Raw genomic sequence first — 14977 nt, 5'->3', positions numbered from 1 at the left:
ACGGCCCTCGAAGGAGGCGCGGATGGAGTCGAGTCCGACACCGGTCGCCGAGGGCCCCGAGGCGCTCGCGGTCGAGCAGGCCGTCGAACTCCTCAGCGGGCGCCGCATCGCCGCCGTCACCGGCGCGGGCATGAGCACCGACTCGGGCATCCCCGACTACCGCGGAGCCGGGGCACCGGTGCGCAGCCCGATGACCTACTCCCAGTTCGTCGCCGATCCCGACTACCGCCGCCGGTACTGGGCCGGCAGCCAGCTCGGCTGGCGCCGCTTCACCAGCACGCTCCCCAACGACGGCCACCGGGCCCTGGCCCGGCTCGAGGAGCGCGGCCTGCTCACGGGCGTCGTCACCCAGAACGTCGACGGCCTGCACGTCCGGGCCGGCTCGCGCCGCGTCGTGGATCTGCACGGCTCGGCGGACCGTGTGCGCTGCATGACCTGCGGCCAGTACTTCGCCCGCGACGCGGTGGCCGAGCGGATCGAGGCGCTCAACCCCTGGCTCGACGACCCCGACGTCTCCTCCCTCAACCCCGACGGCGACGCCGAGGTCCACGACGTCTCGGCGATGACCGTCCCCGAGTGCACGGTCTGCGGCGGGATCCTGAAGCCGGACATCGTCTTCTTCGGCGAGTTCATCCCGACCGAGCGGTTCGAGGAGGCGCGCGCCATCGTCGCGGGCGCCGACGCCCTGCTCGTCGCCGGCTCGTCGCTCGTGGTCAACTCCGGCATCCGCTTCCTCGAGATCGCCCGGCGCGCCCGGATGCCGATCGTGATCGTCAACCGCGGCACCACCAAGGGCGACTCGCGGGCAAGCATCAAGATCGACGGAGGCACCAGCGAGGTGCTCCGCGAGCTCGCCGAGCGCCTGCCCGCGCGCCGCACCGCCGCCCTCTGAGCTCCCGCCCGCTCCGCACCCGACCTCCCGAGAGGCCCCTGTGACCCAGCTCACCCTCGTCCGCCACGGCCAGACCGACTGGAACGCCGCCCGGCGCATCCAGGGCAGGAGCGACATCCCGCTCAACGCGACCGGGCGCGCCCAGGCGCGGGCGGCGGCGCGGCTGCTCGCCGACCGGCGCTTCGACGCCGTGGTCGCCAGTCCGCTGCAGCGCGCCTTCGACACCGGAGCGATCATCGCGCGCGGTCTCGGCCTCGACGAGCCGCTGGCGGTGCCGGGCCTGGCCGAGCGCGCCTACGGCGAGGCGGAGGGGATGACCGGTCCCGAGCTCGCCGAGCGCTTCCCCGGAGGCATCGAGCGCGCGCCGATCCCCGGCTGCGAGACCCGCGCCGAGGTCGTCGAGCGGGCGACCGCCGCGCTGCTCGAGGTGGCCGAGCGCTTCCCCGACGCGTCCGTCGTCGTCGCCACGCACGGTGCGGTCATCGGCAGCCTGATCCGCGCGCTCAGCAGCGAGGACCTCCCTGTGCACGGCGTCTCGGTCGGCAACGGCTCCCGGCACGACTTCGCGATCGTCGACGGGGCACTGCGCATCGTCGGCGTCGACGACTCCGGCGACGTGGTCGTGGCGGACGTCGACCTCGACGACGTGCTCAGCCCGGCCCGGGGAGCCTGACGGCCCGCCTCCCGGAGGCGGTCCGATCGCCGGACCGCGTCAGCGCCGGCCGAGGTCCTGCAGGAGCCCGAAGAGCACCCGGGCGGAGTCGCGCCAGGAGAAGGCCGCGGCCCGCTCCGTCGCCCGGGCCGAGTGCGTCCGCCACACGGCGCCGTCCTCGAGCGACCGCACACCGTCCGCGATGCCCTTCGCGCTCGACGGGTCGACGTACACGGCGGCGTCCTGGGCGATCTCGCGGAAGATCGGGATGTCGCTCACCACGACCGGCGTCCCGAGCGCCATCGCCTCGACCAGCGGGATCCCGAAGCCCTCGTCCCTGCTCGCCGTCACGAGAGCGGTCGCCCGCGCGAGCACCGCGCGGTACTCCGCGTCCGGCGCCCCCTGGTGGAACACCAGCTTCGCGGTCGGCGCCAGGGCCCGGAGCGTCTCGACGGTCTCGTCGCTCGCCCGGCTCATCAGGTGCAGCTCGTAGTCGGGCAGAAGCCGCATCGCGCGCGCGAGCGTCTCGACGTTCTTGTAGGGCATGAACGAGCCCATGTAGACGAGCGAGCGCCCGGCCGACCGGTCGGGCAGCGATCCCGCCAGAGCGGCGCTCGCCTCGTCGGGCTCGGTCGCCGCGTTCGGGACGACGACCACCGGCCGGGTGGTGAGGCGGTGGGAGCGGATCAGGTCGCGGGTGGTCTCCGAGACGGTGACGACCGCGTCGGCGCGCTGAAGGAGCCTCCGCTGCGGCCACCAGGCGAGGTGGTAGAGCCGCCAGAGCGCGCGCACGGGAGCGGCCAGGTCGCGCGGCGGAGTGCGGTGGCGGTAGTAGATGAGGTCGTGCACGGTCAGGACGAGCCGGTAGCGGCGGCCGAGCGAGCCCATGGTCTGCATCGGCGAGAAGACCACGTCGGGCCGCAGCCGGTTCACCAGCAGCGCGACGAACGGCTCGAACGGGCTGGTCGGCCCGGTCACGCGCTCCCACGGGAGCGACGGGAGCATCGCGAGCTGGCGGCGGTCGCTGATCAGCATGGTCACGTCGTGCAGCTTCGCGAGCTCGCGGACGAGCTCCGCGGTGTAGCGGCTGATCCCGTCGTGCCGCTCGAGCCGGGTGTACCGGCAGTCGACGACGATCCTCATCGGTCGATCCCCTCCTCGAGGGCCGTCCGCAGCACGGCGGCGGCCTCGTCCGGCGTCTCGTAGTGGATCAGGTGGCCGACTCCGTCGATGACGTGCAGGCGGGCGTGCGGCAGCCTCTCGAGCAGGCGGTACTGCGCCGGGAGCGGAGTGATGTCGTCCTGCGCCGCGGCGATCAGCTGCGTCGGCACGCCGATCCGGGAGGCGTACTCGCCGACGTCGTGCGAGACGGAGGCGCGGAACGCCTCGAGGACCGTGTCGCGGGAGGCGAAGGCGCTGAAGTAGCGGTCGTGCTGGTCGTGCACGAAGCGTCGCAGCGCCGGCTCCTTCGTCTTCACCATCGCCAGGCTCATCACCCGCACGATCAGCGGGTCGCTGAGCAGGCGGCGTCCGAGGGGCCCCGGCAGGAGCGCGCCGAGCCGGTAGTAGAGGACGGCGAGCCTGGTCAGGACGCCGCGCGGACCCTGCAGGGCGGGCGCGCCGATCGGGTTGACCAGCACCAGGAGCGGAGCGGGCAGCCCGTCGGCGACGGCCGCGGCCGCGACGATCGAGCCGAAGGAGTGGCCGAGGACGGCCGCCTCGCCGCGGAGCCCCAGCGTGTCGAGGAAGGAGCCGAGCCAGGAGGCGTAGCCGTCCACGTCGTGCGGCAGGCGCGTCATCGGGGTCGAGGCGCCGAAGCCGGGCAGGTCGGGAGCGACGACCCGCACGTCCGCTCCCCCGGCGAGCAGACGGGCGACGACGGGCTCGAGGCCGTGGTGCTCGCCGCGGAACCCGTGCACCAGCACGAGGACGGTCGAGGCGTCCGGAGCGCCGTAGGTCCAGTAGGCGGTGCGGGATCCGGCGACGTCCACCGCGGCCTCGCGGACGGGGACACGGCCGAGATCGGAGGCGTAGGGGGAGGGAGTGGTCATCGCGTTCCTTATCGTAGGGAAAGCCCGTCGAAGATCTGGCCGCAACGCCTTGCGTGGCCTCGATCCGAGCCGGGAGCATGATCACGCGCTCGCAACACGGCGCACCGCCCACCCGTCTCGCGAGACGGTCATCCGCTCAGGCAGCAGCAGAAGGAGCACCGTGAGCTTCACGTCGCCGATCCAACTCCCCGGACTCGCCCTCGACCCCCAGTGGTACCGCCGGGCGGTGTTCTACGAGGTGATGATCCGGTCGTACTACGACTCCAACGGCGACGGCGCCGGCGACATCAACGGGCTCGCCTCCAAGCTCGACTACCTGCAGTGGCTCGGGATCGACGCCCTCTGGCTCCCGCCGTTCTACATGTCGCCTCTGCGCGACGGCGGCTACGACGTCTCCGACTTCAAGGCGATCCTCCCCGAGTTCGGCACGATGGAGGACTTCCGCGACCTCGTGCGGAAGGCCCACGAGCGCAACATGCGCATCGTGATGGACTTCCCGCTCAACCACACCAGCGACCAGCACGAGTGGTTCCAGCAGTCCCGGTCCGACCCCGAGGGCCCCTACGGCGACTTCTACGTCTGGAACGACACCGACGACAAGTGGCCGGACATCCGCATCATCTTCGTCGACACCGAGGACTCGAACTGGGCCTTCGACGCCGAGCGCCGCCAGTTCTACTTCCACCGCTTCTTCTCGCACCAGCCGGACCTCAACTTCGAGAACCCCGCCGTGCACGAGGCGATCCACGACGTGGTCAAGTTCTGGCTCGACCTCGGCGTCGACGGCATCCGGCTCGACGCGATCCCCTACCTCTACGAGTCCGACGAGGGCAACGGAGAGGGCGAGCCGCCCACCCACGAGTTCATCAAGAACCTCCGCACCATGGTCGACCGCGACTACCCCGGCCGCATCCTGATCGCCGAGGCGAACCAGTGGCCGCGGGAGGTCGCCGCGTTCTTCGGCACGGAGGAGGAGCCCGAGTGCCACATGGCGTTCGACTTCCCGGTCATGCCGCGCATCTTCTACTCCCTCCGCGCGCAGACGGCGAACGAGCTGAAGAAGGTGCTCTCCGAGACGTTCGACATCCCCAGCGGCGCCGCCTGGGGCGTGTTCCTCCGCAACCACGACGAGCTCACGCTCGAGATGGTGTCCGAGGAGTACCGCCAGGCCATGTACGGCTGGTACGCCTACGACCCGCGGATGCGCTCCAACATCGGCATCCGCCGCAGGCTCGCGCCGCTTCTGGACAACTCGCGCGCCGAGCTCGAGCTGATCAACGCCCTGCTCTTCTCCCTCGCCGGCAGCCCGTTCCTGTACTACGGCGACGAGATCGGCATGGGCGACAACATCTGGCTCAACGACCGCGACGCGTCGCGCACGCCGATGCAGTGGACGCCCGACCGCAACGCCGGCTTCTCGGCCGCCGACCCCGGCAAGCTCGTGCAGCCGATCGTCCAGTCGCTCGTCTACCACTACAACCAGGTCAACGTGGAGGCGCAGCTGGCGCAGTCCCGCTCCCTGCTGCACTGGATGCGGAACGTCCTGCACGTGCGCCGCGGCCACCCGGCGTTCGGCCTGGGGTCGATGCGCGTCCTCGAGACGGACCACGAGTCGGTGCTCGCCTTCGTGCGGGACTACGCCGGCTCGGGCTCCGAGATGGGCGACCAGCCCGAGGAGGTGCTCTGCGTCTTCAGCTTCAACCACAACCCGGTCTCGGTCACGATCACGGACCCGGAGAACCTCGGATCGACGCTCAGCGACCTGTTCGGCGGCGGCCGTTTCCCCGGATTCTCGGACGACGGCACGCTGACGATGACGCTCGGCACGCAGGGCTTCTTCTGGCTCCACGTCGCCAAGGCGCACGAGGCCCGCTGACCCGGCAGCACGCCGAGGGGCCTCCGGCCGATGTCGGAGGCCCCCTTTAGGCTGTCGGCGTGAGCACCACCGGAACGACCGAGACGCAGACCGAGCCGATGCTGTTCGACGACGCCGAGCAGGAGCTCGTCCCCTCCGAAGGGGCGCGGTGGTTCGACCTGCTGGCCGTGTTCGACCTCGAGACCACCGGCATCGACGTCCGCACGAGCCGCATCGTCACCGCGCACGTCGGCGTGATCGACGCGGCGGGCGAGCCGATCGAGGGCACGACCTGGCTCGCCGATCCCGGGGTCGAGATCCCGGCCGGCGCCTCCGCCGTCCACGGGATCAGCACCGAGCACGCCCGCGCGCACGGCCGCCCCGCCGGCGAGGTCGTGGCCGAGATCTCCGAGGCGCTGCGCTCGCTCCTCGCCCGCGGCATCCCGGTCGTCGTCTACAACGCCCCCTACGACCTCTCGCTCCTCGCCCACGAGGCGCGCCGCTGGGGCGTGCCCGTGCTGCTCGACCCGAGCCCCGTCGTCGATCCGCTCGTGATCGACAAGGCGGTGGACCGCTACCGCAAGGGCAAGCGCACCCTGACCCTCGCTGCCGAGCACTACGGCGTCGCCCTCACCGAGGCGCACGACGCGGGCGCGGACGCGATCGCGGCGGGCCGCGTCGCCCAGGCGCTGGGCCGCGCCTTCGCCGACGAGCTCGGAGTCGGCGCGGAGGCCCTGCACGCGCTCCAGGTCGACTGGTGCCGCACCCAGGCCGAGTCCTTCCAGGAGTACATGCGCCGCGTCCGCGACGAGTCCTTCGTCGCCGACGGGGGCTGGCCGGTCCGCCACTGACCCCTCAGGTCAGCGTGCGCCCCTCGCGCAGGAGCGCCACGTACTCCGCGATCCGCCGCTCCCGCGTCGCCGCCCGCTTCAGCTGCGAGAGGCGGAAGAGGAACGCGAAGCGCTTCTGCCCGCCGACGGTCGCGAAGAAGGCCAGGGCCTGCGGATCCGCGTCGAGCGCCCGCTGGAAGTCGTCCGGCACCTCCGCATCGCGCTGCCGGTAGGCCGCGTCCCAGCGCCCGTCGGCGCGTGCCCGCTCGACCTCGGCCAGCCCGCCCGGCAGCATCCGACCCTCCGCCAGCAGCCGTGCGACGTGATCGCGGTTCACCTTCGACCACGGGCTCGCGCGACGCCGCGGGGTGAAGGCCTGGAGCTTGAACTGCTCGTCGAGGGCTCCCGCCTGACCGTCGATCCAGCCGTGGCAGAGCGCGACGTCGAGCGCCTCGGCGTAGGTGATCCCCGGATCCACGGCGGCCTTCTTGCGCAGCTTCAGCCGGACTCCGTCCGGGTCGGGCTCGCCGCGGAGGTAGGCGTCCCACTCCTCGGGAGTCGTGAACGGCAGGATCGGCTTGTCGGCGAAGGACACCATGCCGGGACGCTACCGCGCCGGCTCCCCGACGGCCACGGACCGCTCGTCGGCGCAAGCCCTCGCTCCGCGGACCGCGGCGCTGTGGGATCGGGTGAGCACGTGTTCCCCCTCCCCCTCTCGCAAGGAGAAGTCATGCCCACCATCCGCACGGTCACCGTCCTCGGCAGCGGAGTGCTCGGCTCCCAGATCGCCTTCCAGTCGGCCTTCCACGGCTTCGCCGTCACCGTCTACGACCTCTCCGACGACGTCCTCGAGTCGGTGCGCGAGCGGCTCCGCGGTCTCGCGGGCGTCTACGAGACGGTGCCCGGCGGCGTCGCCGGCGGACCGCAGGAGGCGCTCGACTCCCTCCGCCTCACCTCCGACCTCGCGGAGGCGGTCGCCGACGCCGACCTCGTGATCGAGGCCGTTCCCGAGGACCTGGGCCTGAAGCAGGAGCTGTACGGCCGCCTGGGTGCGCTCGCTCCCGAGCGCACGGTCTTCGCGACCAACTCGTCCACGCTGCCCCCCAGCGACCTGAAGGCCTCGACCGGCCGACCCGACCGGTTCCTCGCGCTGCACTACGCCAACCACGTCTGGGCGCAGAATACGGCCGAGATCATGGGAACGGCGGACACGGACCCCGCCGTGGTCGACGCCGTCGTGGAGTTCGCCGTCTCCAGCGGCCTCGAGCCCATCAGGCTGCAGAAGGAGAAGGCCGGCTACGTCCTGAACTCGCTGCTGGTGCCGCTCCTCAACGCCGCGTCGGGGCTGCTCATGGGCGGCTACGCCGACCACGAGACCATCGACAAGACCTGGAGGATCGGCACCGGCGCCCCTCTCGGACCCTTCCAGATCTTCGACGTCGTCGGTCTGCGGACCGCCTACAACATCGCCGCCGCGGCCCCGGACGAGGCCTCCCAGGCGTTCGCCGCCCACCTGAAGACGGAGTACCTCGATCGCGGCCGCCTCGGAACGGCCACCGGAGAGGGCTTCTACCGCTACTGAGGACCGCCCCGCGGGAACGACGAAAGGCCCCCGACCGTGAGGTCGAGGGCCCTTCGAGGAGTGCTACTTGCCGAAGTTCTTGTAGCGGCTGTTGAACTTCTCGACGCGGCCGGCCGAGTCCATGATGCGCTGCTTGCCCGTGTAGAACGGGTGCGAGGCGGAGGAGATCTCGACGTCGATGACGGGGTAGGTCACGCCGTCGAGCTCGATCGTCTTGCTGCTCTTCGCGGTCGAGCGGGTGAGGAAGGTCTCACCGGACGCGAGGTCGCGGAAGACGATCGCGGAGTACTCGGGGTGGATGTCGGTCTTCATGGTCGTGTCCTGTCGTCGATGGTCCTGAACCGCACCTGTCGTCGACGGGAACGGGTGGATGAGGGCGGGCGCACCGCGAACGGGCCCGAACCAGCTACCGAGAATACCAGACCGGCAGCGCGCGCAGAAGTCGCGCCGCGCCCGGACCCCGGAGCCGGGGTCAGCCGCGGGCGCGGGCCGAGAAGCGCCCGTTCTCGCGGGTGAGAGCGATGTCGAGCCCGAAGGTCTCGGCGAGCGTCGCCTCGGTCAGGGACTCGGCCAGCGGGCCCGCCGCCACCACCGCTCCGTCGCGGAGGAGCAGGGCGTGGGTGAAGCCGTCGGGGATCTCCTCGACGTGGTGGGTCACCATCACGATCGCGGGCGACGCCGGGTCCTTCGCGAAGCCGCCCAGCAGCTGGACGAGCTCCTCGCGGGCGCCGAGGTCGAGGCTCGCGGCCGGCTCGTCGAGCAGGAGCAGCTCGGGGTCGGTCATGATCGCGCGGGCGATCTGGACGCGCTTCTGCTCGCCGTCCGAGAGCGTCCCGAAGGTGCGCTCGGCGAGGTGCTCGAGCTTCCACTCGGACAGCACCCGGCGGGCGCGGCGCTCGTCGATCGCGTCGTAGCCCTCGTTCCAGCGGCCGGTGACGGCGTAGGCGGCGGTCATCACGACGTCGAGCACGCTCTCGCCGGCCGGGAGGCGGCGCGCCATCGCGGTCGAGGCGTAGCCGATGCGCGGGCGCAGCTCGAACACGTCGACCCGGCCGAGGGTCTCCTCGAGCAGGTGCGCGGCACCGGTCGAGGGGTAGTTCTGCGCGGCGGCGATCTGCAGGATCGAGGTCTTGCCCGCCCCGTTGGGGCCGAGGATCACCCAGCGCTCGTCCTCGGCCACGTCCCACGACACGTGGTCGAGGATCCGCTTGCCGTTCCGGACGAAGGACACATCGACGAACGAGACAACGCTGGGCATGGGAGCCATTCTAAAGGAGGCGGCCGGGAGGCTCAGACGAGCGAGTCGTAGATCGCCCGGGTGTCCCGCGCGATCTGCGTCCAGCTGAAGTGGCTCTGCGCGCGCTCGCGGCCCGCGGCGCCCATCCGCTTCGCCGTCTCCGGGTCGGCGACGACCTCGGCGAGGGCGGCGGCCAGGTCGGCGACGTAGCGCTCCGGGTCCACGGGGGTGCCGGTGCCGTCGGTGACCTGCTCGATCGGGACGAGACGGCCGGTCACGCCGTCGTCGACGACCTCCGGGATGCCGCCGGTCGCCGTCCCGACGACCGCCGCACCGCAGGCCATCGCCTCGAGGTTGACGATGCCGAGGGGCTCGTAGATCGAGGGGCAGACGAACGTGGTCGCGTTCGTCAGGACCGCGGAGAGCTGGTGGCGCGGCAGGTGCCGGTCGATCCAGACGACGCCGGTGCGCTCCTCCTGGAGGCTGCGGACGAGGGAGGTGACCTCGGCCATGATCTCGGGGGTGTCGGGGGCGCCCGCGCAGAGCACGAGCTGCACCTCGGGAGGCAGGGTCGCCGCGGCGCGGAGCAGGTAGGGCAGGCCCTTCTGCCGGGTGATGCGGCCGACGAAGACCACGGAAGGGCGCGAGGGGTCGATGCCCAGCTCGGCGAGGACGGCCTCGTCCTCGACCGGGTGCCAGGCGTCGAGGTCGATGCCGTTGTAGACCACGTGGACCTTCGCCGGGTCCAGGGCCGGGTAGGAGCGGAGGATGTCCTCGCGCATGCCGCCGGACACCGCGATCACGGCGTCGGCGTTCTCGTACGCCTCCCGCTCGATCCAGCTCGAGACGCGGTAGCCGCCGCCGAGCTGCTCGGCCTTCCACGGACGCAGCGGCTCGAGGCTGTGCGCCGAGACCACGTGCGGGATGCCGTGCAGGAGCTTGGCGAGACGCCCCGCAGCGTTGGCGTACCAGGTGTGGGAGTGGACGAGGTCGGCCCCCGCCGCGTCCTGCGCGATCTGCAGGTCGACCCCGAGGGTCTGCAGCGCGCCGTTCGCCTCGGCGAGCTCCGCGGGGACGGAGTACGCGAACGTGCCCTCCTCCTCGCGCGGCGCGCCGAAGCAGCGCACCACGACCTCCAGGTCGCTGCGCAGCGCCTTGGTGAGCTCGGCCACGTGGACACCGGCTCCCCCGTACACCTCGGGCGGGTATTCCTTGGTCAGCAGATCGACTCGCACCCCCGAACCGTAGTACAGGGCGCTCCCCCGGCGACAGCCGGGGTCCACGGGGAAGCCCGAGCCCCTACTGTGGTGCCATGCAGTCAAAGAAGATCTTCGGCATCGTCCTCGCCGGCGGCGAGGGAAAGCGCCTCATGCCCCTCACGGCGGACCGGGCCAAGCCCGCGGTGCCGTTCGGCGGGCAGTACCGGCTGATCGACTTCGCGCTGTCCAACCTGATCAACTCCGGTCTCACCCAGATCGTCGTGCTGACGCAGTACAAGTCGCACTCGCTCGACCGCCACGTCTCGCAGACCTGGCGCCTCTCCGGGCTCCTGAACTCCTACGTCGCCTCGGTCCCCGCGCAGCAGCGGCTGGGCAAGCGCTGGTTCAGCGGCTCGGCCGACGCGATCCTGCAGAGCCTCAACCTGATCCGCGACGAGAAGCCCGACATCGTCGTCGTGGTCGGCGCCGACCACGTCTACCGCATGGACTTCTCGCAGATGATCGACGCGCACATCACGTCCGGTGCGAAGGCGACCGTCGCGGCCATCCGCCAGCCGATCGAGCTCGCGGACCAGTTCGGCGTCATCCAGCTCGCCGGTGACGAGGCGGGCGACGGCATCGTCCCGACGATGATCTCCGAGTTCCTCGAGAAGCCCAAGGACGCCGTCGGCCTGGCCGACTCCCCGCACGAGGTCCTCGCCTCCATGGGCAACTACGTCTTCGACGCGGACGCCCTGATCGACGCGGTCATCCGCGACGGCGAGTCCTCCACGTCGGACCACGACATGGGCGGCGACATCATCCCCGACTTCGTCGCGCGCGGCGAGGCCGGCGTCTACGACCTCAAGCTCAACGACGTCCCCGGCTCGACCGACCGCGACCGCTACTACTGGCGGGACGTCGGCACCATCGACTCCTTCTTCGAGGCCCACCAGGACCTCATCTCGGCGCTGCCGGTCTTCAACCTCTACAACCAGCAGTGGCCGATCTTCTCGTCGCAGCTGAACTCCCCTCCGGCCAAGATCGTCCGCGACGGCAAGGGCAACATGGGATCGACGGTCGACTCGGTCGTCTCGCTCGGCACCGTGATCTCGGGCGCGCACATCGAGCGCAGCGTCGTCGGGCCCTGGACGGTCATCGAGTCGAACGCGACGGTCACCGACTCGGTGGTCTTCGACAAGGTCCGCATCGGCCCGGACGCGCTGGTCGTCCGCGCTATCCTCGACAAGGACGTCGTCGTCGAGCCCGGTGCTCGAGTCGGCGTGGACCACGACCGCGATCGCGAGCGCGGGTTCACCGTCACCGAGTCGGGCATCACCGTCGTCGGCAAGGGCGTCGTCGTCCACCCGTAGCACCCCCGCGGGTCGAGCTCTGCGCCCCGGCGCGCCCACCCGACCGATCGGACCGGCCCATGAGTGAGCGTCCTGCGACGCCTGCCCGCTTCCTCGTCGTCCTCGACGCGGACTCCACCCTCCTCCAGGACGAGGTGATCGAGCTCCTCGCGGTGCACGCCGGCTCCGAGGAGCGCGTCGCCGCCGTCACGGAGCGGGCGATGCGCGGCGAGCTCGACTTCGGCGAGAGCCTCCGCGAGCGGGTCGCCACTCTCGCCGGGGTCCCGGAGTCGGTGCTCCCCGGTGTGAGCTCGGGCGTCCGCGTCACGCCCGGCGCCGCCGAGCTCGTGGCCGGCGTCCACGCCGCCGGCGGCCGCGTCGGTGTGGTGTCCGGAGGGTTCCACGAGGTCCTCGACCCGGTCGCCGGTGCGCTCGGCCTCGACTTCGTCCGGGCCAACCGCCTCTGCTGCGGGGACGGCCTGCTGACCGGAGCGGTCGACGGGGCGGTCATCGACGCCGCGGCCAAAGCGGAAGCGCTCCGCGAGTGGGCGGCGGTCTCGGGCGTCCCGCCGCAGCGCACGATCGCCGTCGGCGACGGTGCGAACGACCTGGAGATGATGGCGGTCGCCTCCCTCGCGGTCGCCTTCAACGCCAAGCCCCTGGTGCGCGAGCGCGCCGACCTCGTCGTCGGCGGCCTCGACCTGTCGCAGCTGCTGCCCGTCCTCGGCCTCCGCGGCTGAGGCCCGCCTCCCCCGCCCTCAGGGGCGTCAACGGCCCGCGATCGCGACGAGTCCGGCACAGCCGAGCGCCAGCGCCCAGCTGACGAGCGAGCCCACCAGGAAGTACTCCGCCTTCTCCCCGCTGCCGCCGTCGCGGGAGATCTCGGGGAATCGCACGATCCCCTTGGCCGCGAGCACGGCACCGGCGAGGCCGATCGCTCCGGCGAGCGTGAGACCGGCGATCAGCAGCCGCTCCAGCGGTCCGATCGTGCGCCCGCCCTGGAGGTCCGGCAGGCGGGCGTCGGCCGGCTCCCGACGCGCGAACCGCTCGCTCCAGCGCGGACGCGGCGCGGGCTCGGCCTGCGGGAGCTCGCGGAACAGCGCCGCCCGCACGATCACGTTGCCGCTCTCGAGCAGGAAGAGCCCGGCTCCGACCGCCAGAGCGAGCTGCTCGATCGGAGGGAGCGCGCTCGCGACGATGGTCGGCGCGAGCGGCCCCGTCGGGACGCCGACGGCGCGGTCGACAGCGGTCAGCACCAGGACCGCCGCGACGAGGGCGACGGCCGGACGCAGACCCCCGGGCGGCCGCGCGTTCTCGACGGTCGTGGTCGTCAGCAGCCAGGCTCCGGCCAGGACGACGACGATCGCCGCACCGAGCGGCGGGGCTCCGACGAGGAGCGCTGCGGTCACGGCTGCGGCGGCGAGCACGGGGATCGCGAGGAGGGCCGCACGGCGGCGGAGGTGCGTGCGCGCGAGGTCGCCGAGGCCGATCACGGCGAGCAGCAGCGCCGTCAGCACGTCTCCTCCAGCAGGCGCGCGCCGGCGAGGAGGGCGCCCGCTCCCGCGCGCCGCAGCGCCTGCGAGACGGCGGGCTGCGAGATCGACTCCTGCTCGCCCAGCTCCTTCTGCGACGCTCCGCGCAGGCTCCCCAGCACGAGTCGGCGATCGCGCGCGCTGAGCGCTCCGACCAGGGCGTCGCGGGAGAGGAGGTAGGCGTTGACCGCCGCCTCGCCGGAGTCCCCGTCGGCGTCCCCGGCGACGAACCACCCGCGGGCCGTGGGCACGGCACCGTCCTCGAGCGCGTGGGCCCGATCGATGGCCTCGCGCGCGCGCCACCAGCCGGACCCGTCCTCGAGGTCCCCGGCGATCCCCGACCCGACCACCCGCACCTCGCCCAGGCCGATGCCGGCGCGGCAGTCGACGCCGGCGGGGAGCGAGAGGCGCGCCTGCAGCGTCGCCCGGAGCGCGGTGTGGACGGTGGGGTAGATCGCCTGGAACTCGTCGCCGACCGTCGGGTGCAGGGGCTGGATCGCCGGGACCGCGGCCTCCACCTCGGCGAAGCCCCGCTCGATCTCGCGCTGAGCACCCGCGCGGTCGACGAGGGAGCGGGAGGTCACCAGGTCCAGGAGCACGGCGACGACATCGGAGGAGGTCATCGCATAAGCCTAGAGCTTATATCCGTCGGATATAAGCCCAGGGCTTATCGGTCAGTGGCCCATCCCGAGGCCGCCGTCGACCGGGATCACGGCACCCGAGATGTACGCCGCCTCGTCACCGGCCAGCCAGCGCGTGACCTTCGCGACCTCGGCAGCGGTGCCGTAGCGGGCGAGCGGGATGCTCTTCCGGTACTCCGCCTGCTGCTCCGGCGAGAGCTCGGCGGTCATGTCGGTCTCGATGAAGCCGGGAGCGACGACGTTGGCGGTGATGTTGCGGGCGCCGAGCTCGCGGGTCAGCGAGCGGGCGAAGCCCACGAGGGCGGCCTTCGACGAGGAGTAGTTGATCTGGCCCGGCGACCCGTAGAGGCCGACCACGCTGGAGATGAGGACGACACGGCCGAAGCGCTGCTTGAGCATCCCCTTCGATGCGCGCTTGACGACGCGGAACGCCCCGGTGAGGTTCGTGTCGACGACGGACGTGAAGTCCTCCTCCGTCATGCGCAGCAGCAGGGTGTCGCGGGTGATGCCCGCGTTCGCCACCAGGATCTCGACCGGGCCCAGCTCCGCCTCGACCTGCGTGAACGCGGCGTCGATGGAGGCGGCGTCGGTCACGTCCGCGACGACGGTGAGAGAGCCCTCCGGACCGGATCCCGAGCGCGCGGTCACGGCGACCCGGTGACCGGCGGCCACGAACTCCTGGGCGATGGCGAAGCCGATCCCCCGGTTGCCCCCGGTGACGAGGACGGTGCGCGGCGTGGTCATGGTGTCCCTCCTGCCGGCGCTCGTGCGGCGCCGGGCGACCCGTACATCCTAGAGGCGCGTCGCGCAACAGATTCCGGGATGAGGCCCTCCCGGCCTGCACCCGCCCGCCGCGACGTAGGCTTGCAGGGCTGTGAAACCACGCGAGACACTCACCTCCCTACCGCCGTCGCCGAGCGCCGAGCGGCGCTCCCGCGCGATCAAGTACTCGATCGCCATGGGCATCAGAATGCTCTGCGTCATCTGCCTGCTCTTCGCCCACGGCTGGTGGCTGCTGTTCTTCGCCATCGGCGCCGTGGTCCTGCCCTACTTCGCCGTCGTGCTGGCCAACGTCGGCAGTGCGGGCGAGCGCGGCAACGTCGAGCGGCCGGGTGCGATCGTCCTCTCCCGGCCGGTCCCGCCGCCCCCCGCCC

General features: G+C 72.0%; 17 protein-coding genes. 8 read left to right on the top strand and 9 right to left on the bottom strand.

Going from position 1 to position 14977, the window contains the following annotated elements:
- The first annotated feature begins 22 nt into the window (after positions 1-22).
- Positions 23-892, top strand: coding sequence for a Sir2 family NAD-dependent protein deacetylase (locus C5C39_RS10885; RefSeq protein WP_104250355.1), 870 nt, complete (start codon positions 23-25; stop codon positions 890-892).
- Positions 893-932: 40 nt separating this feature from the next.
- The gene (locus C5C39_RS10880; RefSeq protein WP_104353375.1) at positions 933-1565 is read left to right on the top strand and encodes a histidine phosphatase family protein; all 633 of its coding nucleotides are present in this window, start codon (positions 933-935) and stop codon (positions 1563-1565) included.
- A 39-nt stretch (positions 1566-1604) separates the two neighbouring features.
- Here the strand turns inward: C5C39_RS10880 and C5C39_RS10875 are convergent, their stop codons facing one another.
- Both C5C39_RS10875 and C5C39_RS10870 read right to left on the bottom strand, forming a co-directional pair.
- On the bottom strand, positions 1605-2687 hold the full coding sequence (locus C5C39_RS10875; RefSeq protein WP_104297569.1) for a glycosyltransferase family 1 protein: 1083 nt from the start codon (positions 2685-2687) through the stop codon (positions 1605-1607).
- Entirely contained in the window at positions 2684-3595 is a 912-nt protein-coding gene (locus C5C39_RS10870; protein ID WP_104267330.1) for an alpha/beta fold hydrolase, read from the bottom strand. The genes C5C39_RS10875 and C5C39_RS10870 overlap by 4 nt, the downstream gene beginning before the upstream one ends.
- A 160-nt stretch (positions 3596-3755) precedes the next feature.
- On the opposite strand from C5C39_RS10870, the gene treS reads away from it, so the two are divergent.
- Both treS and C5C39_RS10860 read left to right on the top strand, forming a co-directional pair.
- Positions 3756-5471, top strand: a complete 1716-nt coding sequence (treS, locus tag C5C39_RS10865; RefSeq protein ID WP_104353374.1) for a maltose alpha-D-glucosyltransferase — start codon at positions 3756-3758, stop codon at positions 5469-5471.
- A gap of 98 nt (positions 5472-5569) precedes the next feature.
- On the top strand, positions 5570-6301 hold the full coding sequence (locus tag C5C39_RS10860) for a 3'-5' exonuclease (RefSeq protein WP_104222136.1): 732 nt from the start codon (positions 5570-5572) through the stop codon (positions 6299-6301).
- 4 nt (positions 6302-6305) lie between these two features.
- Here the strand turns inward: C5C39_RS10860 and C5C39_RS10855 are convergent, their stop codons facing one another.
- Positions 6306-6878, bottom strand: a complete 573-nt coding sequence (locus C5C39_RS10855) for a YdeI family protein (RefSeq protein WP_104353373.1) — start codon at positions 6876-6878, stop codon at positions 6306-6308.
- 132 nt (positions 6879-7010) lie between these two features.
- On the opposite strand from C5C39_RS10855, the gene C5C39_RS10850 reads away from it, so the two are divergent.
- On the top strand, positions 7011-7862 hold the full coding sequence (locus C5C39_RS10850) for a 3-hydroxyacyl-CoA dehydrogenase (RefSeq protein ID WP_104353372.1): 852 nt from the start codon (positions 7011-7013) through the stop codon (positions 7860-7862).
- A 63-nt stretch (positions 7863-7925) separates the two neighbouring features.
- Here the strand turns inward: C5C39_RS10850 and C5C39_RS10845 are convergent, their stop codons facing one another.
- The 3 genes from C5C39_RS10845 to glgA form a co-directional block, all read right to left on the bottom strand.
- Positions 7926-8174: a type B 50S ribosomal protein L31 gene (locus C5C39_RS10845; RefSeq protein ID WP_068253003.1), complete on the bottom strand. Its 249-nt coding sequence runs from the start codon at positions 8172-8174 to the stop codon at positions 7926-7928.
- Positions 8175-8334: 160 nt separating this feature from the next.
- On the bottom strand, positions 8335-9120 hold the full coding sequence (locus tag C5C39_RS10840; RefSeq protein WP_104221964.1) for an ABC transporter ATP-binding protein: 786 nt from the start codon (positions 9118-9120) through the stop codon (positions 8335-8337).
- A gap of 32 nt (positions 9121-9152) precedes the next feature.
- Positions 9153-10334: a glycogen synthase gene (gene glgA / locus C5C39_RS10835; protein ID WP_104353371.1), complete on the bottom strand. Its 1182-nt coding sequence runs from the start codon at positions 10332-10334 to the stop codon at positions 9153-9155.
- A 77-nt stretch (positions 10335-10411) separates the two neighbouring features.
- Between glgA and C5C39_RS10830 the strand changes: the two genes are divergently transcribed.
- Both C5C39_RS10830 and serB read left to right on the top strand, forming a co-directional pair.
- Positions 10412-11671, top strand: coding sequence for a glucose-1-phosphate adenylyltransferase (locus C5C39_RS10830; RefSeq protein ID WP_104221960.1), 1260 nt, complete (start codon positions 10412-10414; stop codon positions 11669-11671).
- Between the two features lie 59 nt (positions 11672-11730).
- A complete protein-coding gene (gene serB, locus C5C39_RS10825; protein ID WP_104262940.1) occupies positions 11731-12390 on the top strand; it encodes a phosphoserine phosphatase SerB in 660 nt (219 codons plus the stop codon).
- 27 nt (positions 12391-12417) lie between these two features.
- Here the strand turns inward: serB and C5C39_RS10820 are convergent, their stop codons facing one another.
- The 3 genes from C5C39_RS10820 to C5C39_RS10810 are packed head-to-tail and all read right to left on the bottom strand — an operon-like array spanning position 12418 to position 14567.
- Positions 12418-13167, bottom strand: a complete 750-nt coding sequence (locus C5C39_RS10820) for a hypothetical protein (RefSeq protein ID WP_104353370.1) — start codon at positions 13165-13167, stop codon at positions 12418-12420.
- Entirely contained in the window at positions 13161-13805 is a 645-nt protein-coding gene (locus tag C5C39_RS10815; protein WP_104353369.1) for a SatD family protein, read from the bottom strand. Before C5C39_RS10815 ends, C5C39_RS10820 begins: the two co-directional genes overlap by 7 nt.
- A gap of 51 nt (positions 13806-13856) precedes the next feature.
- Positions 13857-14567: a beta-ketoacyl-ACP reductase gene (locus C5C39_RS10810; protein ID WP_104225284.1), complete on the bottom strand. Its 711-nt coding sequence runs from the start codon at positions 14565-14567 to the stop codon at positions 13857-13859.
- A gap of 130 nt (positions 14568-14697) precedes the next feature.
- On the opposite strand from C5C39_RS10810, the gene C5C39_RS10805 reads away from it, so the two are divergent.
- The coding region (locus C5C39_RS10805; protein WP_146083920.1) for a DUF3099 domain-containing protein at positions 14698-14977 on the top strand (280 nt) is incomplete at its 3' end.

The organism is Rathayibacter sp. AY1F3 (assembly GCF_002931975.1).
Taxonomy (GTDB): Bacteria; Actinomycetota; Actinomycetes; order Actinomycetales; family Microbacteriaceae; genus Rathayibacter.
The sequence above is the reverse complement of the archived record's forward strand: the minus strand, read 5'-3'. Positions and strand labels throughout refer to the sequence as shown.

What these genes read in the sequence shown, in the direction of transcription:
- C5C39_RS10885 (WP_104250355.1), top strand. Translation starts at nt 23, where the DNA reads ATGGAGTCGAGTCCGACACCGGTCGCCGAGGGCCCCGAGGCGCTCGCG.
- C5C39_RS10860 (WP_104222136.1), top strand. Translation starts at nt 5,570, where the DNA reads ATGCTGTTCGACGACGCCGAGCAGGAGCTCGTCCCCTCCGAAGGGGCG.
- C5C39_RS10870 (WP_104267330.1), bottom strand. Translation starts at nt 3,595, where the DNA reads ATGACCACTCCCTCCCCCTACGCCTCCGATCTCGGCCGTGTCCCCGTC.
- C5C39_RS10810 (WP_104225284.1), bottom strand. Translation starts at nt 14,567, where the DNA reads ATGACCACGCCGCGCACCGTCCTCGTCACCGGGGGCAACCGGGGGATC.
- C5C39_RS10855 (WP_104353373.1), bottom strand. Translation starts at nt 6,878, where the DNA reads ATGGTGTCCTTCGCCGACAAGCCGATCCTGCCGTTCACGACTCCCGAG.
- C5C39_RS10830 (WP_104221960.1), top strand. Translation starts at nt 10,412, where the DNA reads ATGCAGTCAAAGAAGATCTTCGGCATCGTCCTCGCCGGCGGCGAGGGA.
- C5C39_RS10850 (WP_104353372.1), top strand. Translation starts at nt 7,011, where the DNA reads ATGCCCACCATCCGCACGGTCACCGTCCTCGGCAGCGGAGTGCTCGGC.
- C5C39_RS10845 (WP_068253003.1), bottom strand. Translation starts at nt 8,174, where the DNA reads ATGAAGACCGACATCCACCCCGAGTACTCCGCGATCGTCTTCCGCGAC.
- serB (WP_104262940.1), top strand. Translation starts at nt 11,731, where the DNA reads ATGAGTGAGCGTCCTGCGACGCCTGCCCGCTTCCTCGTCGTCCTCGAC.
- C5C39_RS10815 (WP_104353369.1), bottom strand. Translation starts at nt 13,805, where the DNA reads ATGACCTCCTCCGATGTCGTCGCCGTGCTCCTGGACCTGGTGACCTCC.
- C5C39_RS10875 (WP_104297569.1), bottom strand. Translation starts at nt 2,687, where the DNA reads ATGAGGATCGTCGTCGACTGCCGGTACACCCGGCTCGAGCGGCACGAC.
- C5C39_RS10840 (WP_104221964.1), bottom strand. Translation starts at nt 9,120, where the DNA reads ATGCCCAGCGTTGTCTCGTTCGTCGATGTGTCCTTCGTCCGGAACGGC.